Raw genomic sequence first — 25045 nt, 5'->3', positions numbered from 1 at the left:
GTGAGGAGGCCAATGCTCATCAAACTAAGAGACTACGAGAGAATACATCAGATCGTTTCGGCGGTAGTGGAAAGCGAAGAGGGTGATCCCGCACATGCATGCATTCACTACAGTCTTTTTGGTGCAAATATTTTAGTCGATCACTTCGGAATAAACGCGAAGGTTCGTTGCGGCTTGGCAACATACCATTTGGGCGGCGACCATCAGGTTCTCTGCTTCGGCGAGGAAACCCCGTTGGGTGTCACCAGCACACAAGAGGGCTTCCATTGCTGGGTCGAGGCTGACGGTTGGTTGCTCGACTTCATGGCCCCAAAATTTGGAGAACTCAAGAAAACCGAGTTTACGGCACGTCCAAGGATGTTTCAAAAACGAGCGTCAGACATGGCCGAACACCCGAACGAAATGACCAAAGCTGGTGACTTTTTCCTCACGCATAGTCCAGAATTGTCTGAATCAGTTTTGATCCCGATTGTCGAACATCTTGGCATTCAAGACTTGGCCAAACTGTGTTCGCAATGGTTCAAGAAAACACCAAGAAGAATACGAACGTCCGCTGCCACTGTGGATCAGAATGGAAAAATGCGCCCGGTCGCGCTCAAAGCTGTTTCGCTCAGGTCAAACTGGTGACGCACTGCTAGGTTGGGGCTTTGGCATGAAATTACAGCGCGTCCTTGAGAGGATTTCTGGCCTTGCTAGTCGCGGCATGGCTCCCCGAGGGATCATCGAGGAAGGGCGAATATTTGCTTTTGGTGTTTTCGAGAATGAAGATCACCTACATGGTCGGGTTACTGATGTGATTGAAGGCTTAAAGGACCATGTTGGCCAACCCTTTGATCTACATCCTTGGGCTTTCGTCTATGAGATTTCGACCCATAAACAAGATGGGAACAAAACACCGATTCCGGTTGTCGGATTGGTCTTTCCACAAGCCGGTGGCTCGGTTGTGGTCAAAGATTATTTGGCCACACCGAAGGGCTTGCGTTTCACAAACCAGTTTGTTTTTCACCACACTGCGAATGGCACAACGGTGACGGTTCAAAATCGGGATGAAGATAGTGAGGATCGTGTTGCTGGATCGCTGTATCCGCCCGCAATTGCCATGCTCAACACTCGGGGATGCAGCATTGACCTAAGGCGAGCACCTACCATTGTGAATGCGAAGCGTGCACGCAAAGGAAAGAGTGTCATACCCGGGCACTATGATGTGGATGGTCGCGAGTATTTTACAGCCCTCGGCTCGACTTCGAAATCGTCCAACAAAGGTGGAACTCATGCGAGTCCCATCCCACATTTACGCCGAGCCCATGAACGAGTTCTTGCAAACGGCAAACGTATCTGGATTCCGTCAGCCTTGGTCAATGTGCGAAACGAAGGAGATGTTGCCTTTGTCGAGCGCAGGAAATCCTACAAACGCAGTTCTTAGGGACGATTAGCTGTGAACATTGGCTCTGCCTTCTCTTCCGGTCATCGCCATAGGCTTGGATAACCTTTCATTTTGCCAGACGCAGCACTACCGAACCTCATAACTCGATGAAAAGTCGAGCTTTTTCCTTGGATGTGCTTATAATGACTTGTGGCCAGAAGGAGGGTCACAATGCCAAGTCTACGACTTACTCGCCGCACAGTCGATGAAGTTCCACATCCCAAGAACGGACAGGTTTTCTACCGCGACACCATGCTGTCGGGCTTTGGGCTACGGGTCGGGGCCAACTCCAAGGTGTTCTTTGCCGAAGGGCAGGTGAACCGGCGCACGCGGCGGGTCACGATTGGCCGGGCCGACGTATTCGCTCCCGAGATCGCCCGCAAGAAGGCGTTGGTCATTCTGGGCGAGATGGCCGAAGGGCGTGACCCCAATGCCGAGAAACGCAAAGAGAAGCAGGAACGTGTCACCGTGGAAATGGCTTTCAACCGTTTCTTCGAAGCCCGAAAGACGCTGTCCCCCAACACGGTCAGCAACTACCGCCGGTCGGAGCAACTGTACCTCAAGGCGTGGCGCAAGAAGGAGATGAAGGAAATCACCCGCCAGATGGTTCTTAAGAAGCATCAGGATATTGGCAATAAGCATGGAAAGACCACGGCCAACAACGTAATGCGGCACTTTCGAGCGGTGTATAACTTCACTTCTGCAACGCAGGATGACTTTCCGAACAATCCAGTAGTAATCCTGACCCAAGCGCGGGCGTGGTTTAAGGAACGTCGCCGCCAGACCGTTGTGACTGCTGTCGATCTGCCCGCATGGTGGAAGGCGGTTATGGCCGAACCCGATTACTCGCGGGATTTCCTGCTGACTGCCCTCTTCACAGGCATGCGCCGCAGCGAAGTGATGCAACTGCGCTGGGAGAACGTGGACCTCTCGGCCAAGACCCTTCACTTGCCGACCACCAAGAACGGTGACCCGCTGACCCTCCCGCTGTCGGAGTTTCTGGCCGAACTGCTGGCCCAACGGCGCGAGGTGAACCGGGGCTCCCCTTGGGTGTTCCCCGGCCCGGGACGCACTGGTCATCTGGTCGAAACCAAAAAGTTCCTTCTGCGCGTGTCGGCTGGGTCTGGCGTCAGCTTCACTCTGCACGACCTGCGGCGCACCTTCATCACCATCGCGGAAAGCCTCGACGTCCCCTACTACGCGCTCAAGCGTCTGCTAAACCACCGCACCAACGGCGACGTGACCGGTGGCTATATCGTAGTCAATGCCGAGCGCCTGCGGGAGCCGGTCGAACTGGTGGCCAAGCGCATCCTTGAACTGAAAGAGCCGCGCGACTAACCCTCGGGTGACCCCACCCCATCGACGGCTCTCAGGGTGAGAGCTTGCCACCGACTACCGGTTCAGATCGAATCCACGAGTCCGGTTCGCTGCAATACGAACGCGCCTAAGTGTTTAACCACTGATCTTCGAGATGTTGCCTCGCGCGCGCGCATTAGACCACGTTTGATTGTTCCGGACGGGCTTGCACGGGCAAAACTATGCGATTGAATACGGCTGGAATTTTGATATTAGACCTCTGCCTACAAGAAATATGCCCCAAGCGCGTCAACGACAAACGCAGGGCCGGTGAAAGGCCGGTAGTAGGACGGTGGGATCAGTTAACGTGTGGTGATCCCTTAAAGGAACGGAAACCCCGCGCCGTAGTCTTCATGCAAACATCCCGCTGTCTCTGCAGCCGGATTGTTTCAGCTTGGAGATTACTATGGCTGAATCCAAAAAACTCGACCTGCTGACTACTGAACAGGTCGCCGAATACACTCATATGAGCGCGTCTTTCTTCGAGAAACGCCGTTCCCACAAAAAGAGCCCTGCCTATCTGAAAATCGGTGCGCGCGTATTCTATCGCCGCGCCGTTATTGACGCATGGTTGGAAGCTCGCAGCTGTGAGGAATTCACTCATGGCGCATAATCTGAAACCTAACCCGATCCGTGCCATTGAATTCCTCCGCTGGCTGAACCCGGAGGCCTCTTTCTATCTTGAGTCGATGGCGAACAAAGGCAAGGCGACTCCGAAGGCACAGGTCTTCGGACTTTTGGAACACGAGAAAGCCGTGGCCTTCGTTGCGTCTGGCAACTCGGATGACACCCAGCGCAACATGTATTTCCTGCCGAATGCCGAGTTTTTGGAAGGCACACGCAAGAAAGAAAACCTTACCGCTGTGCGCTTCCTGCATGTCGATCTGGACTACAAAGACTATCCTGGCGACGAAAACGAAGTAGCAGACTACGTGATGGACATCCTCCTCGACGACAAGAAGCGTCCGAAGGGTATTCCGCTGCCTACTGCGATCTCGTTTACGGGTGGTGGCGGTCAGGCAGTGTGGAAACTGGACGAGCCGTTGAGCATCGATAAGGCCGAGGAACTCAATAAAGCCTTGTTGGTTGTCCTTCAGGGCGGGCCAGGGACGCACAACGCCGACCGCCTGCTTCGCCTGCCTTGGACGATGAACTGGCTCGATGACAGAAAGCGTGCGGCTGGTCGCGAACCCGCTCTAGCATGGCATTTCGAACCGATGGACCTGACCAAGCCGCCCCGCACCTACTCGGTGGCTGACTTTCGCGTGAAGCTGCCCAAAGAGGCACCCAAACCCACCGGGAAGAATTCGGCATTGGCCGCTCATGTGGTCGAGATCGAACCGCTCCCGCTCCCCGATCATCTCTATGAAGTGCTGCCGCCGGAGCCGGAATGGGCCGAAGCGATCATGACCGGGAACAATCCCCCCGGTAAGACCTACGCATCCCGTTCGGAACTGGTTTTTGCCGCCGTGATCTGGATGCTTGGCAAGGGAGTGCAGCCGGGGCATGTCCTTTCGATCATAGTGTCCCCGGATGTCGGCATCAGCGCCCATGTGCTGGAAAATCCCAGCCCGCTCGCCTACGCGCACCGCCAAGTGGTGCGGGCGATGGCTGCGATCGAGGTACGTACCGGCGACTGGCCGATCCGTGACGATGATGGCCGTCCCCGCAAGAATTTTCCGCAAAACATTCGGTTCGCGCTGGCGGTGTTGGGTGTCGATGCCCAGCGCAACACGTTCACGCAAACGGACGAGTTTCGCGGCTACGGCCTTGATGGGCGTGACCTGAACGATATCGTGGAAATACTGTCTAGTGCGTTCCTGCGTGATTTAGACTTCTTCGCAGCACCCGCCTACATCAAGCGTGAGTTGCTGGCCATCGCTCACGAGCAACAGTACCACCCTGTGAAAGACTATCTTGGCGGGTTGGTGTGGGACGGTACGCCTCGTATCGACAAATGGTTGGCCGAATACTGCGGCGCGGAAGACAATGAGTTGAACGCCGAATTTGGCAGCAAACTTCTAATCGCCGGCGTGCGTCGCATCAAACAACCGGGCGTCAAGTTCGACACGATGCTGGTACTCGAAGGCGCGCAAGGGGCGGGCAAATCCCAAATCGCCCAGCGCCTTGCAATACGCGATGAGTGGTTCTGTGGCAGCCTCGACCTCAAGAGCGACGACAAGACCAAGGCCGAGATGATGACGCGCGCGTGGGTTGTCGAGTGTCAGGAGTTGGACGGCATGAACAAGACGACGAGCCAGAGCTTGAAAAAGTTCCTGAGCACTGCTGTCGACATGTTCCGGCCTGCCTACGCGCGCAATGCCACGGAGTTTCGTCGTCACTGCATAATCTTAGGTACGACAAACGAGCGCGCCTACCTACGCGACCGCACGGGTAATCGTAGAATCTGGCCGGTGACTGTTGGTCAAATTGACCTTGAACACTTTACGGTTGAAGTCGATCAACTTTGGGCAGAAGCGGTCGTGCGGGAGGCCAAAGGCGAGTCGATTACCTTGTCGCAACGTTTGTGGGATGCAGCTTCCGTCTTGCAGGGGCAGCGCATGGTGGAAGATGCTTTTGAGGACGTCTTAAGCGCCGCCTTCAGCGAAACCGAGGGACGGGTGTCGATGGACAGCATTAAGCTGCTCCTGGGGCTCGACACAGCACGTATGTTGCCTATGGATGCTGAGCGTATCAATTCGATCATGGCCAAGATGGGCTGGGATTATGGCACCCATCGGTTACACGACCTGGGTCGGCGTGAAAAACGCCAGCGCAAAGGGTTCGCGCGCGGCGACAAGGATGAGCGCAAGGCTGAATTCATCGCACAGCGCATGGACAGTGGTGTGGTCGTGATCATGCCTGTTGATACGCGGAGTGACGGTGAACCGCCGTTTTGAGCCGCCCAGCGCAACCTGTAACGTAACATAAGGCCCAAACTGGCCTGCAATACCCGGCGGGGCGCTACGGTGCCCCGCCTTTTGCGTTTTTGAAACGTTCTGAGCTAAGTTACGGTTACAAGTTACAAAAAGGATATGTGGCAGACAAATAAGCCTGTTGCCTTGGGCACCAGAGAGAGGGCGTACAGGGCGCTTTGGGCTTGCAGTGGTGTGGGTGGGAAGGGCACGCCCCCGGCAGGGCCTGTGCGGCCCGCTTTGCGCCTCTCCCGCCTGCTTCGCCGGGCTGGCAGGTATAGGTTTTTACAAGCGCGCTGGGCTGGCACCGCGCCTAGTTGACGCTAAGCGATTGGGTTTGCCAGCTACCACTTTCGGGGAAATAACGGGTGGTGCCGGTAAACGTTCCCCTAAGCATTGCGCCGAACCCGTTTTGGGCATCAAAATGCCCGTTCACCCGATACACGCAATCGCCGACATGGCGAGTGCCTGCCCCGTAACGCCCCGGAAACTCGGCTGTTGAAGGTGCAACCAACCCCCTCCGCACGTCGGCTTGGATCATGACGTAGGCTTGAGAAGCTTTCGGGTCTGTGCATTGGGCAAGCCGTTCGGCTTCCGCCATGGTAGTCCTTCGGTCCGCCTCCGCAGCATAGGCATCGGGATCAAGCTCGCGCAGTTCGGCAAACCATCTGTCTACATCCACTTCATGCAATTCCGCGAGATATGCCGTTGGGTCGCTGACGCGGAGTTCTGCCCAACGGGCCTCGCGTTGTTCCTCGAACATGACCGCGCCTTGCAGGGAGAAGAACCCGGCGACTATTAGAAACAGCAATGCTTTGCCCCGATGGCGAAAGTGCGGAATCCCTTTGCCAGTGAGTAGGGTAAAGGCGAATACGCAGAATAGCAGCATTGCCACCAGCGTCTGGGCATTCACGTTGTTCTGTTGGAGTAGATGTAGGGCAAAGCCAAAGGCGACGAGTTCCAAAATCACAATTTGGGAACGGATAAATACTCCGACGAAGGTCGTTCCCTGTTTCTTCAATTCACTGCTGCTCATAACGGCTCCTCTACTAACGAAATCGGCCACCAGAGTTTCCTCTGGCAGCCGGGGAGTTAGTAAGCCGCCCGTAGACAACCGCGCTGGCCTTTAGGCCGAAGCCCTGGACATACGCCAGTGCCTCCCCGACCATAAGGTTCGAGGAGGTGCATTACGGTCTGCACCGACCGCTACGGGAGGGGTTACTACGCCCCGAGATCGGCCATTTTGCCAATCCTGAGTGCAGCCTAGCCCGGATGTCCCAAAATCGAAAGCGCAAACGTCACCTTGCGGGCTTCCCGAAGGAGTTGATTTCAGTGCTAAAATCGGGGTGACGTCTGAGAAGGGTGGTGCCGCTGATAGGACTCGAACCTACGACCCCATCATTACGAATGACGTGCTCTACCAGCTGAGCTACAGCGGCGACCAGCGCGGGTCAGGGCCCGCAGCGGTCTGTGCGGCGCGCTTTAGCATTGGCGCGCCGCTTGGAAAAGATCTATTTCGCGCCTTGGAATTTCCCCTTGGGCTCTTCGGAAGCGTCTGATGCTGGGCTGTCTGGATCCGGTACCGCCGCCGGATCGTCACTTTCCAGCAATTCGACCTCGGGGATGTCACTTGTATCCGGTCCGGCGGCCCCTTCCGGCGTGCCTGTGATCAAGGGCAGCACCTGCGCACCAGTGGCGCCGACAATCTCGGGGGCCTCGGGGCGGCGCCAGCTGAGTGTGTCGAAGCTAGAACAGTTTTCACAGACCGGCGCCCATTCCGCGTGGATATGATTGCAGGTATCACAGACCCACTGTGGTCCGCGTGGCGCATTCAACGCCCGTGCCAGCCAGCCTTGGATTACCGCGTCCGAGGCACCCTCGCCCTTCTCGATGGCCGCCATCAAGGTCAGCGCCCGTGCATCGGGATTTCGTTCGACCAAATCGCCCAGCGCACGACGGGCCTCTGGAAAATCCTCCGCGACGATATGCAGCTCGGCCATCACCAGCCGGGTTTCATCATGCTGCGGCGCCAGCCGCGACAGTTGAGCAAAGCGTTTCACCCGCTCCGCGGCGGTTTCATTCGGCTCGACCTCGGCAAAGGCATGTGCCAGATCCGGGTGCGGCTGCGCTTCCCAGGCTTTTTTGAGAACCCGGATGGCGTAGCGCTTCTTGTCGCGCGCCAGATAGGCACGGGCCGCCATGGCCGCCGCGGGGACCAGATCCGGCGAAAGCCGGTTGGCCTCGATCGCCTGTTCCTGCTGTTCGACGGTCGCCCCGTCTTCGACAATCGCGCGAGAGGCGGACAGGGCCAGCACCGCATCGCGGCGCTTGTAGACGTCACGCGGCAGGGTGCCGGTCTTCAACTTCGTCGTTAGCGTCTTGCGCGCACCAGCCCAATCCTGCGCCCGCGCCTGAAGTGTCAGCAGCGTATCCTGCACCTCTTCGTGTTTGGGCCGCAGAGCAAGCGCCTTCTCGGCCAGTTGACGTGCCGTATCGGTATCCCCTTCGGAGAGCTTCTGTTTCATGATGCCGCGCACCCCGACAAAGCGGGTGGACTGGTTGCTCACCAGCCGCTTATAGGCCTCCGCTGCCTTCTTGGTGTCGCCTGCCAGTTCCGCAGCCTGCGCTGTCAGCAGGTCCGTCAGCTCCGGCTTTTCAAGATATTTCTCCGCGCGCGCAGCCTTGGCCATTGCCAACCGCCCTTCGCCAGAAGCCAGCGCCATCAACCCGTCGGATAGCGCCTGATAGCCCTTGCGCTCGCGCCCCTTGTCGAAATAGCGCGAAATCGCGGTTTCATCGCCATTAAGGAACCGTAGCGTCGCCAGAAGAAGTGAGAGAAGTTTGAATGCAACCCAAACGGCAAAAACCAGAACTGCAAGCGCAATGACCGACTGCAATGCGCTCAGGGTGTATTCGGTGCCGGCAACCGTGATCTGAACGCCGCCAGCGGTTTCCGTCAGCAATGTGGCACCAAAGGCGAGCACCGCCACGATGGCGACGAAAACGAGAATCTTCAACAATGACCAGAGCATGGCAGCTTCCTTATTTGGCGTTCAGGCTTTGGGCCAGTTCATTCACGGCAGCAACCGCCGAGAGGCGCGCGCGTGCAGCAGCCTGCCAATCAGCGAGCGGCGCAAGCGCGGTTTCGGGCAGGGCCTCAAGTTCCATCAGTGCGTCCTGCAGATTGCCATTCTGGACGGCTGCCTCGGCACGGGACAGAACGGCATCAGGATCATCCCCTTCGCGCGGTGCGACCGAACGTGCCCCAAGCTGACGCCGCATATAGGCGGCGATACCGCCGGTTCCCTTGGCTTCCTGACGTGCCGCAGCCAGCGCCTCACGTGCAGCCGGGGCAAACCCATCGCGCAGGCTGGAGCGGGTACTGACGCCAGCCTCTGCAGAGCCTGCCAGCGCCTCTGGCGGCGTCACACCAACCGCCCGCAGCTCATCCAGCAGACCGCTGAAGCTTGTCCCCGCATCAAGCGCCGAGCGCAGCCGCGCGACAATTGTTTGCGCACTGGCGATTCGGGCGGCCTCGGCGCTGGCTGCATCCATTGCACGCGCCTCATCGACCATTTTTTCGACCTCGGCCCGCTGTGCAGCCAAGCTGTCCTGAAGCTTGTTCAGTTCCGCCTCAAAGGCAGCAACAGCCTCTGGGCTAGCCGCGTCCGTGATCGGACGGCTTTCCAGCGCATCAACGCGGATCGCCAGACTATCCAGCGCGTCCGCGAGACCGGTATCACCTGCGGCGGTCGCTCCGGATTGCAGCGCGGCCACCTCCTGCTTCAGCGTATCCAGCTGTTCCGCCTGCGGTGCAATATTCAGATCGGCAGCGGTGGCGGCAATCCGGTCTTCCAGCTCGGAAATCCTTGTGTTCAGGCGCTCCTGAAGCTCCTCCAGAGCCGTGGCATCAACCGACGGGGCGCTGCGCCACGACGGGGGCAGAAAGCCGTCCAGCACATTCGACTGCCCGGCCACAAACCCAAGCCCAGCCGCCACGACCCCTCCCAGAACCGCTGCGCCAAAACCGCCGCGTCTCTCTACGATACGCTCAACCTCGGGCGCCGGTGGGGTGAAGGGGGGCAGATCATCTGCACTGCGCTCCGTAGCGGCGGTCTCCGCAGTCGAGGCTTCGGCCAGTTCGGCAGTTTCTGCCTGCTGCGGGTCAAGTTGATCGCGCTGATCATCAGAGACAGCGCCGGTTTCAGCATTTACCGGCTCGCTTGGCTGCACGTCTTCGGCCTCTGAATCCACCTCGGATTTGGAGTCCTCAGCTTGCGTCGCTTCGACCAGCTCGGACGGATCGTCGCCAGCTGCGGTTTCGTCGATGTCCAGCTTGGAGACAGACGTCTGGCCCCTCTCGGCCTGCGTCTCATCGGATGTTTTCTTGTCAGCCACGCCGACATCCCCCTCGATTCTAAAAATCTCATAACATCAACTCGGCAATAAACTTACTGTGCCGATGGTCCACCCTCAACCCGCGCCAGACCAGCTGCGGCATCACGCACCAATGCGCACATATCCTTCGCCGTTGGAGAGTTACATATCTGTAAGTCTTTGCATTTCAATATGTTCAAAGGCTCGGCCACTGCTTTACTGAAGGCGATCAGATGGAGCTCTGCGCGATATGGTGCCAATTTGACGAATTGCAGCGCAGTGCGCGGTGAAAAAAGCGGCACGATCAGCGAGGCTTGCGCATCCAGCGCCGCACGGGACTGATCGTCGTAGCGCAGCAGAACCTGATCGTAGATTACATGTTCCTGGCAGTTGATACCGGCCTGACAAAGCCGCTTTGCGATATCACCGCGACTGTGGACACCGCGAAGATGAACGAGTGGGGTTTCAGGTGATAACTCTGTCACCGTCCGGACCAGCTGATCGGCATCCTGCCCACAGCATTTCGCCTGCCACCCTTTTGCTCTGGCGACGTCGGTCGTGCGGTCTCCGATACAATAGGCCCGCTGACCTGACTGAGGCTTAGGGGCAAACCGGACTGCATTGGCGGAAGAAAAAACCACATCCCTAGTATAGAGATCGGTTTCGGGCGAAGTCAGTTGCACATCAACGGGCTGCGCATCAAGCAATGGTGCGTAGATCACCTGCATCGTCGAGCGGGTGGATGCCGGAAGATCCGCAACGAACCGTTCCGCCGCCGCCCGGGGGCGTGTCATCAATAGGCCGACCATCACACGCCCCTCGGGATTGTTCGCCACTGCCATAGGTGGTAGCCCCAGCGGGGATATGATGCAACGGTAACGCCATGACACGAGACCTCACCCTGCTGGGATTGGAAAGCAGCTGCGATGATACGGCGGCAGCGGTAGTGCGCCATCCGGGACACGGCCCGGCGGAGGTGCTGTCTTCCATCGTTTTCGGCCAGACCGAGCTTCACAGTGCCTTTGGAGGCGTTGTACCGGAGATCGCGGCCCGCGCTCATGCTGAAAAACTTGATCATTGCGTTCGGGATGCGCTGGCTGCCGCCGACCTGAGATTATCGGATATGGATGCTATCGCGGTCACCGCAGGTCCCGGGCTGATTGGCGGCGTCATCTCCGGGGTCATGTGCGCAAAGGGGTTGGCCGCCGCGAGCGGGCTGCCCTTGATTGGCGTGAACCATCTTGCCGGTCATGCGCTGACTCCACGGCTGACCGATGCGGTCCCCTACCCCTATCTGATGCTTCTGGTGTCCGGCGGCCATTGTCAGTACCTGATCGTTCGTGGGCCTGCCGATTTCAGACGGCTTGGCGGCACCATTGACGACGCTCCGGGTGAGGCTTTCGATAAAACCGCCCGCCTTCTGGGTCTGCCGCAACCGGGTGGCCCATCCGTACAGGCTGAGGCGGAGACCGGTGATCCTCGTCGTTTCCGCTTCCCCCGCCCTTTGCTGGATCGTCCAGATTGTAACCTGTCCTTCTCCGGCCTCAAGACAGCGCTGATGCGGATGCGCGATCAGGTTATCGCCGAAAAAGGCGGTCTGACACGTCAAGACCGGGCCGATCTCTGCGCCGGATTTCAGGCAGCTGTCACCGATGTTCTGGCCGAGAAAACGCGCCGGGCGATCCGGCTCTACCTCGAGGAGAGCCCCGACACGCGCACGGTTGCCGTTGCCGGAGGTGTCGCGGCCAATACCTCCATTCGAGCCGCGTTAGAGACAGTTTGTGCCGAGTTCGACGCCCGGTTCGTTGCCCCGCCGCTGGCACTTTGTACCGACAATGCCGCGATGATTGCCTATGCCGGACTGGAACGGTTTCGCAATGGCGAGCGCGACGGCATGGACCTTGCCGCGCGACCACGCTGGCCGCTGGACCAAAGCAGCCCTGCCATGTTGGGCAGCGGCAAGAAAGGAGCAAAGGCATGAGTGTTTCCGTGCTCGGATCCGGTGCCTTTGGCACTGCTCTGGCGATATCGCTGGTAGCCAACGGGCCGGTCACCCTCTGGGCGCGCGACGCCGACCAGGCGCTGCAGATGCAGGAAACCCGCCGCAACAGTCGGCGCCTGCCAGATGCTGCGCTGCCGGACAAGCTGACGGTGACAGACGATCTGGAACGCGCCGCACAGGCCGAAACGGTGCTGCTTGCGGTGCCAATGCAGACGCTGCGCGGGTTCATAACCGCTCACGCCGCTTTGCTGCGCGACCGCAGGCTTGTGGCCTGCTGCAAAGGGATGGAGCTCAAAACCGGGCTTGGTCCATTGGCGGTGATCCGTGACTGCCTGCCCGAGGCCCGAACGGCGCTGCTGACCGGCCCCAGTTTTGCCGCTGACATCGCACGGGGCCTGCCAACGGCCCTTACGCTGGCCTGTGGTAACGCAGAGACCGGCAGGGAATTACAACAACAGCTGACCACCAAGACCCTACGGCTCTATCGCACGACAGATACGATTGGCGCAGAGATTGGCGGTGCGCTGAAAAATGTTATCGCCATTGCCTGCGGCGCCGTGATTGGCGCCGGTCTGGGCGATAGCGCCCGCGCCGCGCTGATGACCCGGGGATATGCCGAGATGCAGCGTATGGCGCTGGCCACAGGGGCCCGCCCCGAGACACTGGCCGGTCTCTCCGGTTTTGGCGATCTGACGCTCACATGCAGCTCTGATCTGTCGCGAAACTACCGCCTGGGGCTTGCCATCGGCCGCGGCGAGGCTTTCGATCCAAATATCACAGTCGAAGGCGCCGCCACGGCACGCGCGGTTCATGCCGCGGCCACGGCGCGGCAACTGGACATGCCTATCACCGCTATCGTCGTCGCCCTGCTCGATCAGCGCTTGACGATTGCCGATGCCACCGCTCAACTGCTTGCAAGACCACTAAAAGAGGAATGACATGCTGATTGCCCTGATCGCGCGCGATAAACCTGATCATTTGCAGACCCGGATGGACAACCGTGCCGCGCATCTGGCCTATATCGAGGAGACCGGCGTTGTTGCGCAGGCGGGACCGCTACTGGATCAAGACGGCGGCATGGTCGGCTCGCTGATTATCCTTGATGTCGAAGACATGGCTGCGGGCCAGGCTTGGGCGGATAGCGACCCCTATGCAAAGGCCGGACTGTTTGAAGCGGTTGAGCTGATCACCTGGAAAAAGGTCGTCGGCTGATGGCCTATTGGCTGTTCAAATCCGAACCCTCCACCTGGGGCTGGGCTGATCAGTTAGCCAAAGGTGACGCGGGTGAGGAGTGGGACGGCGTCCGCAACTACCAGGCGCGCAACTTCATGCGCGACATGGAAATCGGCGACCTCGGGTTCTTTTATCACTCGATGAAGGAGAAATCTGTGGTGGGGATCGTCGAAATCTGTGCCGAGGCCCACCCAGACAGCACCACGGATGACCCGCGCTGGGAATGCGTCAATATCAAAGCGGTGCGCAGCTTCTCTAAACCGGTGACACTTGATCAGATAAAAGCCGATCCGCGGCTTGAAAACATGGTTCTGGTCAAGAACTCCCGCCTCTCGGTACAACCTGTCACCGCTGAAGAATGGGCCCATATCTGCGCGTTGGGGGAGACAGATCCCGGTTGATCTGACAGAATTCTCAGGCTGGCGCTGGTATCAGGGAGAGTGCAATGGAAATATTGAATGTTATCGCAGCCGCGATTGCCGGCTTTGTTCTGGGCGCGGTCTGGTATGGCGTGCTGGCTGAGCCTTGGATGCAGGCGGCAAAGGTGCCTCGCGATGAAAACGGCAAACCGACAGGTGGGCAAACACCGGCGGTTTTCGCGGCTACCTTTGTGCTTCAGCTCATTGTTGCGGGCATGATGCGCCATGTCTTTGCCCTGTCGGGGATTGATACCGTGGGCGGTGGCCTCGTCGGCGGGCTGGGCGTAGGGCTGTTTTTCATCACCCCATGGATCATGATCAATAACCTCTACGCTGTCAGACCGCTGCGCCTGTCAATGATTGATGGCGGCTACGCCACGCTGGCCTGCGGTGCGATTGGTATCGTGCTGACGTTGTTCTGACGCCCTTGGCTGGCGAAACGCTATGCACAAAAAAGGGAAGATCCGATCATATGACAGGATCTTCCCTTTCACCCCACGTGCTCCAATTCCACCACACGTGTTCGTAAATCTGTGATCCTGGCCATCCTGACCGGTATCTAGAAGATAGGCCGACCAGCGGTGATTCCGCAAAGGCAATACAGGTAAAATGCAATACATGTACAACCGGGGCATGTTCCGTGTCGCCGTGATGTCGGTTAATCCCGGTGTCTCCACGAACCAATGACAGAACGACTTAGAAGAAGCCGCCCCACCATACATCATGATATACGAAAAGCGCCCGCCGGGGGCTTCCGACGGGCGATCCTCAGCGGTCTTCAGGCAATCTGATCAGCCGTAGACGGATTCTTTTCCGAAGTGCTTGGTCAGCATATAGTAGACGACTGCGCGGTATTTGTTCCGCTCAGACTTCCCGTAGGTCTCGATCACGCTATCGATTGCAGACATCAGCTCGGGCCCATCGGACAGGCCCAATTTCTTGATCAGGAAGTTATTTTTGACGGTCTCCAGCTCTGCCGGCTGGCTGGAGGCTACGGTGGATGCGTCGGCGTCATAGATGGCCGGACCACAGCCGATGGTGACCTTGGTGAGCAGGTCCATATCCGGATCCATGCCACATTTGGTTTTCAGATCACTTGCATATTGCTCGATCAGATCGTCGCGTTTTCCCAAAACTCTCTCTCCCATGTTACTCAGCGGAACTACTGGTATCGCCAGGCACTGCGCCTGATCAGTTCTTATTCCAGCAGCTTAGTCGCAGAACGGAACAGGGCAACCGGGAATTTCGGCGGTAAACTCTCATTTCTGTGCGAAACGACGAACAATCGCCGAACACGACAGAAATGGCGCCCCTCGGATGAGGGGCGCCAAAGCCATCTCACAACACCTCAATCAGGTGCCGATTCAATGTGGCAGAGTCGCGTTATACGCGGTCACCGATGAGACGATCATCCTGCAGCGGCTTGATCATGTTTTCGTCGATCTCCGGCATCGAGCGCAGAGCCGCCTCGGTACGTGTGCTCAGCTTCAGCTGACCGTTGCGGGTGAAATCCATGTCGGACAACGGCACGGCAACGGTGTATTCATTCAAGCCAAGGAAACCGCCGACGCCGATCACACCTGCGATCTTACCGTCCTGTTCGATCACATAGTCGATCTCACCGACATTCTCGCCGGTCGCGGAGAAGACGTTTTTGCCGACCAGATCAGCGACGGTCATCTCATCCAGTGGCGGCAGAGGTTCACCAGCGGCATCCGAAGCATCATATTCCCCGCGCGGGATGGTGGTGGAAGCGTCAGAGCTTACATTGACGTTTTCATCGCCATCCGCCGGAGTTTGGCCGTTCACGGTCTCAACGCCGCTATCTACCTTGTATTCACCACGCGGAACGGTGGTGCCTTCGGTGGTGTCGAGCGACACGCTGCCGGTTGTTTCCTGGCCACCAACGGTTTCGATCTGGGTGTCAGCCTTGCTTTCGCCACGCGGCACCGAGGTGCCAGCCTGCGCAATACCAGCGCCAGCCATCAGGGCAGCAGCAGTCACACCAGCAAGAATACGGGTTTTGGTTTTCAGTTCGGTCATGTCGTTTTCTCCTTCGTTTGAAGTACGGAAATCAAACGTCATGCCGCTCGAATACGTTCCCGGATTTTTCCGGAATCTCGACATTAAATTATTGGAACTTTTGAGCGCGAAACAACGTTGTCGCGCGCGGTGCGTGCTAGGTCAGACCTATTAAAAGGCAAATAAAAATCAGTTACATAAAAGAAAACACCCCACCGAAGGCGGGGTGTTCTGTACGTTTACTTCATTCCGAAAATCAGAAGGAAGATAGGATCAGTAGCGATAGTGCTCAGGCTTGAACGGGCCCTCGGGTTTGACGCCGATATAGGCCGCTTGTTCGGGGGCCAGTTTCGACAGTTTCACACCGATCCGGTCCAGGTGCAGACGAGCAACTTTTTCGTCCAGGTGCTTGGGCAGGATGTAGACATCGTTCTTGTAGGCCTCACCACGGGTCCACAGCTCGATCTGCGCCAGCACCTGGTTGGTGAAGGAGGCCGACATCACGAAAGACGGGTGGCCCGTCGCGTTGCCAAGGTTCAAGAGGCGGCCTTCGGAGAGCAGGATCAGACGGTTGCCCGAGGGCATCTCGATCATGTCGACCTGTTCCTTGATGTTGGTCCACTTGTGGTTTTTGAGGTTGGCGACCTGGATCTCGTTGTCGAAGTGGCCAATATTGCCAACAATCGCCATATCCTTCATCTCGCGCATATGCTCGATGCGGATGACATCCTTGTTGCCGGTGGTGGTGATGAAGATGTCGGCGCTGTCCACTACATCTTCCAGCAGGACCACTTCGAAACCGTCCATCGCGGCCTGCAGGGCGCAGATCGGGTCCACTTCGGTGACCTTAACCCGGGCACCGGCGCCGCGCAGGGAGGCAGCTGAGCCCTTGCCCACATCGCCGTAACCGCAAACTACGGCGACCTTGCCTGCCATCATCGTATCGGTGGCACGACGGATACCATCGACCAGCGATTCCTTGCAGCCGTATTTGTTGTCGAACTTCGACTTGGTGACCGAATCGTTCACGTTGATCGCCGGGAAGGGCAGCTGCCCTTCTTTCACCAGCTCGTAAAGACGGTGAACGCCGGTGGTGGTTTCCTCGGAAACGCCTTTGATCGCCTCACGGGTTTTGGTGAACCAGCCCGGGCTTTCGGCCATACGCTTTTTGATCTGGTTGAAGATCGCTTCTTCCTCTTCGGAGGTCGGAACTTCGATCAGATTGGTTTCGCCAGCCTCTACGCGCGCGCCAAGCAGCACGTAAAGCGTTGCATCGCCACCATCATCCAGAATGAGGTTTGCGCCTTCAGGGAACTGGAACGAGCGATCCAGATAATCCCAATGTTCTACAAGGGTCTGGCCCTTGATCGCAAAGACAGGCGTGCCGCCTGCCGCGATTGCGGCCGCAGCGTGGTCCTGGGTCGAGAAGATGTTGCAGGAGGCCCAGCGCACATCCGCGCCCAGCGCCACCAGCGTTTCGATCAGAACCGCAGTCTGGATGGTCATGTGAAGCGACCCGACAATCCGGGCCCCTTTCAGCGGCTTGCTGTCGCCATATTCGTCACGCAGGGCCATCAGCCCCGGCATTTCGGTCTCAGCGATGTCGAGTTCCTTGCGGCCAAACTCGGCCAGCGCGATGTCCTTGACGATATAATCCCCGGCCATTGCGTGCTCCATTCCGGTTACATTTTGTCTACCGCAGCAGGTAACACCGCAATGGTTTATAAGCAACGAAGATGCCCGAAAGCGCCGGGGCGCAGCGACCGGAGGTCGTGCGCCCCGACCTTCCCAACGGTCCGGGGGGACAGGTCAGCTGGGGGTGCCTTGCGGCCTGGGGTCTTCCGTCAATTGGAAAAACCCGGTGCCGGAGGCCACCACACAGCTCAACCCGTTGGGATGGGAAACCAGCACGGTGAAAGTGCCGGTTGTTGCTGAAGCCCAGAATTCGATCACGGTGGAAACGGGCTGGCTGGCTTGCAGCCCGCCAGCAGTCAACCGCTCGGCGTATGAGGATTGCAAACGATCCACCAGGTGATCGCGGGGACTGCAGCCAGCGGCAAGCACCGGCGGCGCAGTCGCAAGCATCCCAAAGATAAGCGAGGTGCAGGCAAGACGTTTAAACATGACAATCTCCTTTCGCATGTGCCTAAGCGACGAAAGAGGCTTGCCAAGGGGGCAAGAGCCCCTGTCGTACCTATAAATATGGGGCCAGAACCGGCTGGTATCAAATCCCGGCCGGTCAACTGTTCGTGGTGTCCATGTGTGCTCAGCAGGTGATCCTGCCACCACATAGGCTCGAGAACACCGTTGGCGGCCTGCCTTAGGCGCCGTGCCGGCAATTGCGCTGCACGCACTCACCGGCTAGTCAGAACCCACCGCCAAAGGAAGAGACTGACCATGCCCCCCAAACCTCCGCGCGCTTGGCAAAGGATGCTCTCCGGTCGCCGCCTTGACCTGCTTGATCCGACTCCGGTCGATGTCGAAATCGAGGATATTGCCCATGGGCTGGCCTTTGTGGCGCGCTGGAATGGCCAGACCATCGGTGATTTTGCCTATTCCGTGGCAGAGCATTCGCTTCTGGTGGAGACGATCTACGGTCGCCTCAACACAAAGGCGCCGGTGCGATGGAAGCTGGCGGCCCTGCTGCACGACGCGCCGGAATATGTCATCGGAGACATGATTTCGCCGGTAAAGAATGCCGTTGGCCCAAGTTACGGCGAATTGGACCAGCGGTTGACGACTGCGATTCATATCCGCTTTGGTCTGCCTGCCATATTACCTAAAACGGTCAAGGCCCAGATCAAGAAAGCAGATCGGATCAGCGCCTGGATGGAAGCAATCGAGATCGCCGGGTTTTCCCGCAGCGAAGCCGACCGCCTGTTTGGAAAGCCGGATCAAACGCTTATGGAAGGGCTTTCCATCCGCCTGCGACCACCGGTCGAGGTCCGCAAAGATTACATCACCCGGCACGCCGATCTCTTGGCACTGCTCTGATCCCAAGAAAAAAACCTCTCCCGATCTGGAGAGGCTTTCGCTTCACTTGGGGCTGCGTTTGGCGAGAATGCGCTGCAGCGTGCGCCGGTGCATGTTCAGCCGTCGCGCGGTTTCCGATACATTCCGGTCGCATAGTTCATAGACCCGCTGAATATGCTCCCACCGCACACGATCCGCACTCATTGGATTTTCCGGCGGCGGCGGCAGCTCTTCTTCATTGGCGAGCAGCGCGTTCATGATGTCCGACGCATCAGCAGGTTTTGACAGGTAATCCGTCGCACCAATCTTCACCGCTGCAACGGCTGTCGCAATGGCACCATATCCAGTCAGAACAACCACTCGGCTGTCGGGGCGGCGCTCTCGCAGGATCTCCACCACATCAAGCCCGTTGCCGTCCTCTAGCCGCAGATCGACCACCGCAAAGGCTGGAGGGCGGGCTGTGGCTATGGCGCTGCCTGCTGCGACAGATCCTGCTGTTTCCACCTCAAAGCCACGTTTTTCCATGGCCTTGGCCAAGCGCCGCAGAAAGGGTTCGTCATCATCGACCAGCAAGAGCGTCTTGTCCGGTCCTATTTCCTGCATAGCAGCTTCGCCCATGCTGTCGGTCTCCCCCGCAATGTTATCAGGTCGTGAGGCTTGATATTACGTCTCGCCTCCGAAACGTCAAACCTTCATCAGGATTACAGGTTTTCCAGAAAGCAGCCGACCTTGTCAGCAACTTGTTCCGGTGTCTCGTCACGGCGAAAGAACTCCACAAATCCCTGCTCGGGCAAAACCAGATAGGAAAAGGTCGAGTGATCAACAAGATAGTAGTCTTCGTCGCCGTCATGTTTCTTGTAGTAGGTCTTGTAGGCGCGGCTGGCGGCCTTAACCTGTTCGTGTGATCCCGTCAGACCAATCATCCGTTCATGCAGATTGGCGGCAAAATCACCCACCACCTCAGGTGTGTCGCGATCCGGGTCGATGGAGATGAACACCGGTGTCACATCCTGTCCACGCTCATCCAGCAGATCGATGACCTCGGCATTGCGGGCAACATCCAGAGGGCAGACATCAGGGCAGAACGTATAGCCGAAATAGACCAGCGACGGCTTGGTGATCACATCCTTATCCGTCACCGTCTCACCCTTGGCGTTCAGCAGCTCAAACGGTCCGCCGATTGTATCGGACCCTCCGGCAATCTGACTGGCGCGGCATTCGGCGAAGTCATCACCCGCGCCTCCTCCGCGTGTGGCAAACCAGGCTCCCCCTACCAGGGCAGCGACAACAACGGCAGCAAGGATGGCATAGAGACGGGTCATGAGATCACACTTTGCGCAAGAATTAGATGGGTCATCAGGCTGCGCCAGACCTACCAAGAATCTCAGGCGATGCAACGGGCGGAGCGAAGCAGCCGCCGCGCATCGGCCAGAAGTGGTCCAGCGATCCTGCACGGGGGTCGACCTATCGCAGGCCTTACCCCAATGACCAGACGGACAAATCAGCGCAGCCGCGGGCGATCCCGGCGACAGTCACCGTATAAGGAGGCCATCGCCAAAGCAGATCAATTGTCTGTCTGCGCCAGGAATGCGAGGATACTAAGACAGTCTGGTTTCGTCTTGTTCCAGAGCAGGCCATATGTCAGCCAGATCCCGACCGGGGCCAAACAAAATGGCTCCATCCCCTCGGCACGGAGTGCGGTATGAGCGCGACAAATATTGACCTGCTGAGCGGGCAGGAACGGAGCCACTGGATTCGCCTGCGCACGTTGATCCTGCTGCGCTGGGTGGCGATAGCTGGTCAGGTCTCTGCCATCACCGTGGCACAGCAGCTCTATAATCTGCAGCTGGAGCTCGTGCTTTGCTATATCGCGATTGGTGTTTCGGTTCTGGGCAACCTCATTGCGATCATTCTGTTCCCGCAGAACAAACGCCTCTCGGAATTCGAGAACTTCCTGATGGTTCTCTTTGACCTCCTGCAGCTGAACTTCCTGCTCTATCTGACCGGTGGATTGAACAACCCCTTCGCGCTGCTGGTGCTGGGGCCGGTGACGATTTCCGCCTCGATGATGCGGCTGCGCTCGACCCTGATTATCGGTGCCACCGCGATCATCCTGGTAACACTGCTTGCGGAATTTCATCTGCCGCTGCGCACGCCGCAGGGGTTTGTGCTACGGGTGCCGGATATCTTTGTCTTTGGCAACTGGACTGCCATCGTGATCGCGGTCTTGTTCATTGGCGCCTATTCCTACCGGATTAGCGCAGAGATCCGCTCGATGTCGGATGCGCTGGCCGCGACCCAGATGGCCCTGTCGCGCGAACAGAAGCTTACCGATCTGGGCGGCGTTGTGGCCGCTGCGGCCCATGAGTTGGGCACACCGCTGGCCACGATCAAACTGGCCAGCGCAGAGTTGATCGACGAATTGGATGACCGGCCCGACCTGCGCGAAGATGCCGCCCTGATCCGTGAACAGGCGGACCGGTGTCGCGATATTCTCAGAGGCATGGGGCGCGCGGGCAAGGATGATCTGCATCTGCGCCAGGCCCCGCTTTCCACCGTGATAAACGAGGCGGCAGAACCGCATATGTACCGGGGCAAAACCGTGATCTTCGAGGAAGCCCCGGAAAGCGATGGCGATCCCCAGCATCCGACCATCCTGCGCCAGCCGGAAATCATTCACGGCCTGCGCAATCTCGTGCAGAATGCGGTGGATTTTGCCCGAACAACAGTCTGGATCGATGCCAGCTGGAATGATGAGACGATTACCCTGCGCATCAGCGACGATGGTCGGGGCTACCCGTCACATCTGCTGGGCCGGATCGGCGACCCCTTCGTGCGGCGGCGTCGTAGCGACAGCGACCGGCGCCAGCGTCCCGAGTATGAGGGCATGGGTCTGGGACTGTTCATCGCCAAGACATTGCTGGAACGCAGCGGCGCTCAGCTGATTTTCGCAAATGGATCCGATCCCAATCAGACCTTGACCCGTGATCCGGAACGTTGTGGCGCATTGGTGCAGGTCAGCTGGCCCCGAAGCAAGATTGACGCTCTGACGGGCGAAAATGCCGTTCCCATCGGGGAAAATAAACGTATAGAAATTTAACTATTCACTTTTAGGCAACCAATTAAACTTCATTTAACCATTATCGGGAAACATCGGTCGGGAGAGTAAAACACTTGTGGGTAACGGACATCATGCAGCAGATCCTATCGACCGACTGGCTTGTATTGGCAACGCTTTGTGCGGCTACGGCCGCAGCAGCTGTCTGGTGGCTGTCTCCGAATCCCAAACCCAAGGGCTTTGAGCAGGATCTGCTGCAGGGCGATGGGCGCTCTGATGCGGTGTTTCTCTTTGATGACACGACGCTGATCGGCTGGTCCTCCGGCGCGCGCCGGTTCGTGGGCGAACAGGCGGAGAGCTTCAGCTGGGCCAACCTGCGAGAACAATTGGCCCGCAGCTATCCGGGCCTGCCGCAGTCTCCCGGCTTTCTGAAGGATGTCGGACCGCTGGTGCTCTCGGGTACAGCAAATGCCGAAAGCCGCGAGGCGCTCTGCGAATGGATTGATGGTGTCACCCGGGTACAGCTTCGCAGCACGACATCCGAGGAGCATAATCACAGCATCGACCAGGAGCTTACGACCCTGCGTTCAGCCGTGCATCAGGCGCCCTACCCTGTCTGGCTGCAATCCGATGACGGTGCGGTTACCTGGTCCAATCTTGCCTATGACGATCTCAGCCAGAAGCTCCGTGGCCGCAACGTCGATTTCTCGGAACCGCTGTTCACCAATCTTGATGACCCGATGGCCAGCGGCAAACCTGAACGGATTTCGATCCCCATGCCCGAGAGCAAGAAGAAGCTCTGGTACAATATCTCGACCACCGAAACCGAAGCCGGCTGGTTGTGCCACGCGGTGGATGTGAATGCGGTTGTTGACGCCGAAATCGCCCAGCGCAACTTCGTCCAGACATTGGCAAAGACGTTTGCCCAGCTTTCTATCGGTCTTGCGATTTTTGACCGGAATCGTCAGCTGGTACTGTTCAATCCGGTGCTGATCGACCTGACCGCCCTGCCCGCCAATTTCCTCAGCTCGCGGCCGAATCTGCTGACCTTCTTTGACCGGCTGCGCGATCAACGCATGATGCCGGAACCCAAGAATTACTCCAGCTGGCGCCATCAGATGGCCGACCTTCTGGAAGCTGCGGCCGAGGGCCGCTATCAGGAAACATGGTCGCTGCCATCGGGGTCAGTCTACTCCGTCTCTGGCCGCCCGCACCCGGATGGGGCGATTGCCTTCCTGTTTGAGGATATCACCGCCGAGATCACCCTGACCCGCCAGTTCCGTTCCGAGCTTGAAATGGGTCAGTCGATCATGGACCAGATGGACGAAGCCATCGCCGTTTTTGCAAATGACGGTACCATGACCTTCTCCAACGCCGCCTATCACGATCTGTGGCAGATGGATCCCGACGGCAGCTTTGCCAAAATCACCATAATGGACTCCAGTCGGGTATGGCAGGACATGTGCGCCGCAACACCGGCCTGGGGAGAAGTTCGCGATTTCGTTGCAGGTAGCGACAGCCGCACCCCCTGGTGGGCAAACGTGCAGCTGCGCAACGGCACCCCGCTGATCTGCAAGGTGACCGCCATCCAGAACGGGGCAACCATGATCAGCTTCCGCTCCCCCGACCCGGCGCCGGCGCCGGTGGACCAACAGCGGTTTGCGATTACCAAGCAGGAAAAATAGCGCTGTAGGCAGCCTTTCGATCAGCAGGAAAGCCCGGTTCGATACCGGGCTTTTTCGATCCGGCTTGCAGCCTTGCGCGCGTGGCGGCATTGTCGCCCCATGACAACCCAGACGCTCGTAATCCCTCTCCCCTCACCCGACCACACCGCCGTGCTTGCCGCCCGTATTGGTGCCCAGCTGCAGGGTGGCGATTGCCTGCTGCTGGAAGGCGTCATCGGCGCCGGTAAAACCCATTTTGCCCGCAGCCTGATCCAATCTCAGATGACCGTGCCCGAGGATGTCCCCTCGCCCACATTCACTCTGGTTCAGACCTATGAGCTGCCCGGCGGAGAGCTGTGGCATGCCGATCTTTACCGTCTGTCAGCCCTCGATGAAATCGAAGAGCTGGGTCTGATTGCGGCTTTTGAAACAGCTATTTGCCTGATTGAATGGCCGGACCGCCTAGAGGAACTCACGCCAAGCGACGCGCTGCATGTTTCGTTGGCGCTGGACCCAGACCATGACGATGCCCGCACCGCCACCCTGCGATGGAGCGATCCGCGCTGGGACACCCTGATGAAGCAGATTTCCACATGACCGACCGAAACCATCTCATCTCAACCTTTCTGAGTGATACCCCCTGGCAGGACTGGACGCGCGAGCCGCTGGCCGGCGATGCGTCCAACCGGCGCTATGAACGGCTGCGCCATCACGATGGCACCTCTGTTGTGCTGATGGATGCCCCGCCTGATCAGGGCGAGGATGTTGCTCCATTTGTGGAGATTGCGACCTACCTGCGCGACCAGGGACTGAGCGCACCGGAGATTCTGGCCGAAGACCGCACAAACGGGTTCCTGATCATCGAAGATCTGGGCGATGCTCTCTTTGCGCGTGTGATGCGCGATGATCCGGCACAGGAACGCGCGCTATATGAGGCCGCTACCGATGTTCTGATCGCCCTGCATGACGCCCCGATGCCAGAGCTGGAGCCGCTGGGACCCAGACTGATGGCAGAACTATCCGGCCTCGCGTTTGAAAAATACCGGGATGTGATCCGTGAGGAGACGTCGGCTGAGCATCTTGCCCGCTTCACCGACCAGTTCGAGGATATCCTGCGCCGCACGATCAAAGGTGACGTTGTTTTGGTTCAGCGGGACTATCACGCGGAAAACCTGATCTGGCTGCCCGAGCGCACCGGCGTCGCAAAAGTCGGATTGCTGGATTTCCAGGCCGCCCGTGCGGGTCATCGGGCCTATGATCTCGTGTCTCTGTTACAGGACGCCCGCAGGGATGTGCCTGCCGCCATCGAGATGCAGATGATGGATCGCTACGTCACCGCGACCGGTGTCGACGAAGGCAGCTTTCGCGCGGCATATACCGTGCTGGGTGTGCAGCGAAATATGCGCATTCTGGGTGTTTTTGCGCGTTTGAGCAGGGATTATGGCAAACCGCAATACGTCGATCTGATCCCGCGTGTGTGGGATCATTTTCATCGGGGCCTCGACCACCCGGCAATGGCGCCGCTGGCGGAGTTCCTGCATCGTGAAATGCCGGTGCCCACCCCTGAGGTCCTCGACCGGTTGCGCGGCTGATGGCAGACCCC

25 protein-coding genes and 1 tRNA gene are annotated in these 25045 nt (G+C 58.4%); 15 read left to right on the top strand and 11 right to left on the bottom strand.

The window, feature by feature from the left end:
- The first annotated feature begins 12 nt into the window (after positions 1-12).
- The 5 genes from VWY75_RS14180 (at position 13) to VWY75_RS14160 (ending at position 5679) form a co-directional block, all read left to right on the top strand.
- Entirely contained in the window at positions 13-627 is a 615-nt protein-coding gene (locus VWY75_RS14180) for a DUF2026 family protein (RefSeq protein WP_416538480.1), read from the top strand.
- A gap of 25 nt (positions 628-652) precedes the next feature.
- Positions 653-1423: a hypothetical protein gene (locus tag VWY75_RS14175; protein ID WP_416538479.1), complete on the top strand. Its 771-nt coding sequence runs from the start codon at positions 653-655 to the stop codon at positions 1421-1423.
- Positions 1424-1594: 171 nt separating this feature from the next.
- Positions 1595-2761, top strand: a complete 1167-nt coding sequence (locus VWY75_RS14170) for a tyrosine-type recombinase/integrase (protein ID WP_416538478.1) — start codon at positions 1595-1597, stop codon at positions 2759-2761.
- 424 nt (positions 2762-3185) lie between these two features.
- The gene (locus tag VWY75_RS14165; protein ID WP_416538477.1) at positions 3186-3392 is read left to right on the top strand and encodes a helix-turn-helix transcriptional regulator; all 207 of its coding nucleotides are present in this window, start codon (positions 3186-3188) and stop codon (positions 3390-3392) included.
- On the top strand, positions 3382-5679 hold the full coding sequence (locus tag VWY75_RS14160) for a VapE domain-containing protein (protein ID WP_416538476.1): 2298 nt from the start codon (positions 3382-3384) through the stop codon (positions 5677-5679). Before VWY75_RS14165 ends, VWY75_RS14160 begins: the two co-directional genes overlap by 11 nt.
- Positions 5680-6007: 328 nt before the next feature.
- Here the strand turns inward: VWY75_RS14160 and VWY75_RS14155 are convergent, their stop codons facing one another.
- The 5 genes from VWY75_RS14155 to VWY75_RS14135 all read right to left on the bottom strand — a co-directional run bounded on the left by VWY75_RS14155 (position 6008) and on the right by VWY75_RS14135 (position 10799).
- Positions 6008-6730 (bottom strand): hypothetical protein, encoded by a 723-nt coding sequence (locus VWY75_RS14155; protein WP_416538475.1) that lies wholly within the window; start codon positions 6728-6730, stop codon positions 6008-6010.
- Positions 6731-7057: 327 nt separating this feature from the next.
- A tRNA-Thr gene (locus VWY75_RS14150) sits at positions 7058-7133 on the bottom strand.
- 72 nt (positions 7134-7205) lie between these two features.
- On the bottom strand, positions 7206-8726 hold the full coding sequence (locus tag VWY75_RS14145) for a heme biosynthesis protein HemY (RefSeq protein WP_340547079.1): 1521 nt from the start codon (positions 8724-8726) through the stop codon (positions 7206-7208).
- 10 nt (positions 8727-8736) lie between these two features.
- Entirely contained in the window at positions 8737-10092 is a 1356-nt protein-coding gene (locus VWY75_RS14140; protein WP_416538474.1) for a COG4223 family protein, read from the bottom strand.
- Positions 10093-10145: 53 nt separating this feature from the next.
- A complete protein-coding gene (locus VWY75_RS14135) occupies positions 10146-10799 on the bottom strand; it encodes a uroporphyrinogen-III synthase (protein WP_416538473.1) in 654 nt (217 codons plus the stop codon).
- Positions 10800-10954: 155 nt separating this feature from the next.
- Between VWY75_RS14135 and tsaD the strand changes: the two genes are divergently transcribed.
- From tsaD to VWY75_RS14110, 5 genes are read left to right on the top strand one after another with little or no spacing between them, the layout of a single operon-like run.
- Positions 10955-12052 carry a tRNA (adenosine(37)-N6)-threonylcarbamoyltransferase complex transferase subunit TsaD gene (gene tsaD / locus VWY75_RS14130; protein WP_416538472.1) on the top strand — a complete coding sequence of 366 codons (1098 nt, stop codon included), beginning with the start codon at positions 10955-10957 and terminating at the stop codon, positions 12050-12052.
- Positions 12049-13011: an NAD(P)H-dependent glycerol-3-phosphate dehydrogenase gene (locus tag VWY75_RS14125; RefSeq protein ID WP_416538471.1), complete on the top strand. Its 963-nt coding sequence runs from the start codon at positions 12049-12051 to the stop codon at positions 13009-13011. The genes tsaD and VWY75_RS14125 overlap by 4 nt, the downstream gene beginning before the upstream one ends.
- Position 13012: 1 nt before the next feature.
- Positions 13013-13285 (top strand): YciI family protein, encoded by a 273-nt coding sequence (locus VWY75_RS14120; RefSeq protein WP_340547084.1) that lies wholly within the window; start codon positions 13013-13015, stop codon positions 13283-13285.
- Positions 13285-13707, top strand: coding sequence for an EVE domain-containing protein (locus VWY75_RS14115; RefSeq protein ID WP_340547085.1), 423 nt, complete (start codon positions 13285-13287; stop codon positions 13705-13707). The genes VWY75_RS14120 and VWY75_RS14115 overlap by 1 nt, the downstream gene beginning before the upstream one ends.
- Before the next feature lie 44 nt (positions 13708-13751).
- A complete protein-coding gene (locus VWY75_RS14110; protein ID WP_416534367.1) occupies positions 13752-14147 on the top strand; it encodes a DUF1761 domain-containing protein in 396 nt (131 codons plus the stop codon).
- Positions 14148-14516: 369 nt separating this feature from the next.
- Here VWY75_RS14110 and VWY75_RS14105 read toward each other — a convergent pair whose 3' ends face one another.
- From VWY75_RS14105 to VWY75_RS14090, 4 genes are all read right to left on the bottom strand, one after another.
- A complete protein-coding gene (locus tag VWY75_RS14105; protein ID WP_340547087.1) occupies positions 14517-14858 on the bottom strand; it encodes a DUF2853 family protein in 342 nt (113 codons plus the stop codon).
- 250 nt (positions 14859-15108) lie between these two features.
- Positions 15109-15768 (bottom strand): PRC-barrel domain-containing protein, encoded by a 660-nt coding sequence (locus VWY75_RS14100; protein WP_416534366.1) that lies wholly within the window; start codon positions 15766-15768, stop codon positions 15109-15111.
- A gap of 252 nt (positions 15769-16020) precedes the next feature.
- Positions 16021-17412 (bottom strand): adenosylhomocysteinase, encoded by a 1392-nt coding sequence (gene ahcY / locus VWY75_RS14095; protein WP_340547089.1) that lies wholly within the window; start codon positions 17410-17412, stop codon positions 16021-16023.
- A gap of 144 nt (positions 17413-17556) precedes the next feature.
- Positions 17557-17871, bottom strand: coding sequence for a hypothetical protein (locus VWY75_RS14090; RefSeq protein ID WP_340547090.1), 315 nt, complete (start codon positions 17869-17871; stop codon positions 17557-17559).
- Positions 17872-18144: 273 nt separating this feature from the next.
- On the opposite strand from VWY75_RS14090, the gene VWY75_RS14085 reads away from it, so the two are divergent.
- Positions 18145-18741, top strand: coding sequence for a hypothetical protein (locus VWY75_RS14085; RefSeq protein WP_416538470.1), 597 nt, complete (start codon positions 18145-18147; stop codon positions 18739-18741).
- 42 nt (positions 18742-18783) lie between these two features.
- Here VWY75_RS14085 and VWY75_RS14080 read toward each other — a convergent pair whose 3' ends face one another.
- Positions 18784-19338: an ActR/PrrA/RegA family redox response regulator transcription factor gene (locus tag VWY75_RS14080; RefSeq protein ID WP_014876423.1), complete on the bottom strand. Its 555-nt coding sequence runs from the start codon at positions 19336-19338 to the stop codon at positions 18784-18786.
- 83 nt (positions 19339-19421) lie between these two features.
- Positions 19422-20042, bottom strand: coding sequence for an SCO family protein (locus VWY75_RS14075; RefSeq protein ID WP_340547092.1), 621 nt, complete (start codon positions 20040-20042; stop codon positions 19422-19424).
- Positions 20043-20422: 380 nt separating this feature from the next.
- On the opposite strand from VWY75_RS14075, the gene regB reads away from it, so the two are divergent.
- From regB to VWY75_RS14055, 4 genes are all read left to right on the top strand, one after another.
- Positions 20423-21820, top strand: a complete 1398-nt coding sequence (gene regB, locus VWY75_RS14070) for a sensor histidine kinase RegB (RefSeq protein ID WP_340547093.1) — start codon at positions 20423-20425, stop codon at positions 21818-21820.
- A 92-nt stretch (positions 21821-21912) separates the two neighbouring features.
- Positions 21913-23463 (top strand): PAS-domain containing protein, encoded by a 1551-nt coding sequence (locus VWY75_RS14065; protein WP_416538469.1) that lies wholly within the window; start codon positions 21913-21915, stop codon positions 23461-23463.
- Positions 23464-23562: 99 nt separating this feature from the next.
- Positions 23563-24039, top strand: coding sequence for a tRNA (adenosine(37)-N6)-threonylcarbamoyltransferase complex ATPase subunit type 1 TsaE (gene tsaE, locus VWY75_RS14060; RefSeq protein WP_340547095.1), 477 nt, complete (start codon positions 23563-23565; stop codon positions 24037-24039).
- Positions 24036-25034 carry an aminoglycoside phosphotransferase family protein gene (locus tag VWY75_RS14055; RefSeq protein ID WP_416538468.1) on the top strand — a complete coding sequence of 333 codons (999 nt, stop codon included), beginning with the start codon at positions 24036-24038 and terminating at the stop codon, positions 25032-25034. The genes tsaE and VWY75_RS14055 overlap by 4 nt, the downstream gene beginning before the upstream one ends.
- The last annotated feature ends 11 nt before the right edge of the window (positions 25035-25045 follow it).

Origin of the sequence: Phaeobacter sp. JH20_08 (genome assembly GCF_048056635.1) — a bacterium.
GTDB classification, from domain to species: Bacteria; Pseudomonadota; Alphaproteobacteria; order Rhodobacterales; family Rhodobacteraceae; genus Phaeobacter; species Phaeobacter bryozoorum.
Note: the sequence above shows the minus strand (reverse complement) of the source record. Positions and strands in the feature narration are given on the sequence as shown.

Coding starts and splice junctions, on each gene's coding strand:
- VWY75_RS14120 (WP_340547084.1), top strand. CDS start 13,013: ATGCTGATTGCCCTGATCGCGCGCGATAAACCTGATCATTTGCAGACC.
- VWY75_RS14135 (WP_416538473.1), bottom strand. CDS start 10,799: ATGCAGGTGATCTACGCACCATTGCTTGATGCGCAGCCCGTTGATGTG.
- VWY75_RS14065 (WP_416538469.1), top strand. CDS start 21,913: ATGCAGCAGATCCTATCGACCGACTGGCTTGTATTGGCAACGCTTTGT.
- ahcY (WP_340547089.1), bottom strand. CDS start 17,412: ATGGCCGGGGATTATATCGTCAAGGACATCGCGCTGGCCGAGTTTGGC.
- VWY75_RS14090 (WP_340547090.1), bottom strand. CDS start 17,871: ATGTTTAAACGTCTTGCCTGCACCTCGCTTATCTTTGGGATGCTTGCG.
- VWY75_RS14075 (WP_340547092.1), bottom strand. CDS start 20,042: ATGACCCGTCTCTATGCCATCCTTGCTGCCGTTGTTGTCGCTGCCCTG.
- VWY75_RS14165 (WP_416538477.1), top strand. CDS start 3,186: ATGGCTGAATCCAAAAAACTCGACCTGCTGACTACTGAACAGGTCGCC.
- tsaE (WP_340547095.1), top strand. CDS start 23,563: ATGACAACCCAGACGCTCGTAATCCCTCTCCCCTCACCCGACCACACC.
- VWY75_RS14145 (WP_340547079.1), bottom strand. CDS start 8,726: ATGCTCTGGTCATTGTTGAAGATTCTCGTTTTCGTCGCCATCGTGGCG.
- VWY75_RS14175 (WP_416538479.1), top strand. CDS start 653: ATGAAATTACAGCGCGTCCTTGAGAGGATTTCTGGCCTTGCTAGTCGC.
- VWY75_RS14080 (WP_014876423.1), bottom strand. CDS start 19,338: ATGGGCGAAGCTGCTATGCAGGAAATAGGACCGGACAAGACGCTCTTG.
- VWY75_RS14100 (WP_416534366.1), bottom strand. CDS start 15,768: ATGACCGAACTGAAAACCAAAACCCGTATTCTTGCTGGTGTGACTGCT.
- VWY75_RS14085 (WP_416538470.1), top strand. CDS start 18,145: ATGCCCCCCAAACCTCCGCGCGCTTGGCAAAGGATGCTCTCCGGTCGC.
- tsaD (WP_416538472.1), top strand. CDS start 10,955: ATGACACGAGACCTCACCCTGCTGGGATTGGAAAGCAGCTGCGATGAT.
- VWY75_RS14110 (WP_416534367.1), top strand. CDS start 13,752: ATGGAAATATTGAATGTTATCGCAGCCGCGATTGCCGGCTTTGTTCTG.
- VWY75_RS14115 (WP_340547085.1), top strand. CDS start 13,285: ATGGCCTATTGGCTGTTCAAATCCGAACCCTCCACCTGGGGCTGGGCT.
- VWY75_RS14055 (WP_416538468.1), top strand. CDS start 24,036: ATGACCGACCGAAACCATCTCATCTCAACCTTTCTGAGTGATACCCCC.
- VWY75_RS14155 (WP_416538475.1), bottom strand. CDS start 6,730: ATGAGCAGCAGTGAATTGAAGAAACAGGGAACGACCTTCGTCGGAGTA.
- regB (WP_340547093.1), top strand. CDS start 20,423: ATGAGCGCGACAAATATTGACCTGCTGAGCGGGCAGGAACGGAGCCAC.
- VWY75_RS14125 (WP_416538471.1), top strand. CDS start 12,049: ATGAGTGTTTCCGTGCTCGGATCCGGTGCCTTTGGCACTGCTCTGGCG.
- VWY75_RS14170 (WP_416538478.1), top strand. CDS start 1,595: ATGCCAAGTCTACGACTTACTCGCCGCACAGTCGATGAAGTTCCACAT.
- VWY75_RS14160 (WP_416538476.1), top strand. CDS start 3,382: ATGGCGCATAATCTGAAACCTAACCCGATCCGTGCCATTGAATTCCTC.
- VWY75_RS14180 (WP_416538480.1), top strand. CDS start 13: ATGCTCATCAAACTAAGAGACTACGAGAGAATACATCAGATCGTTTCG.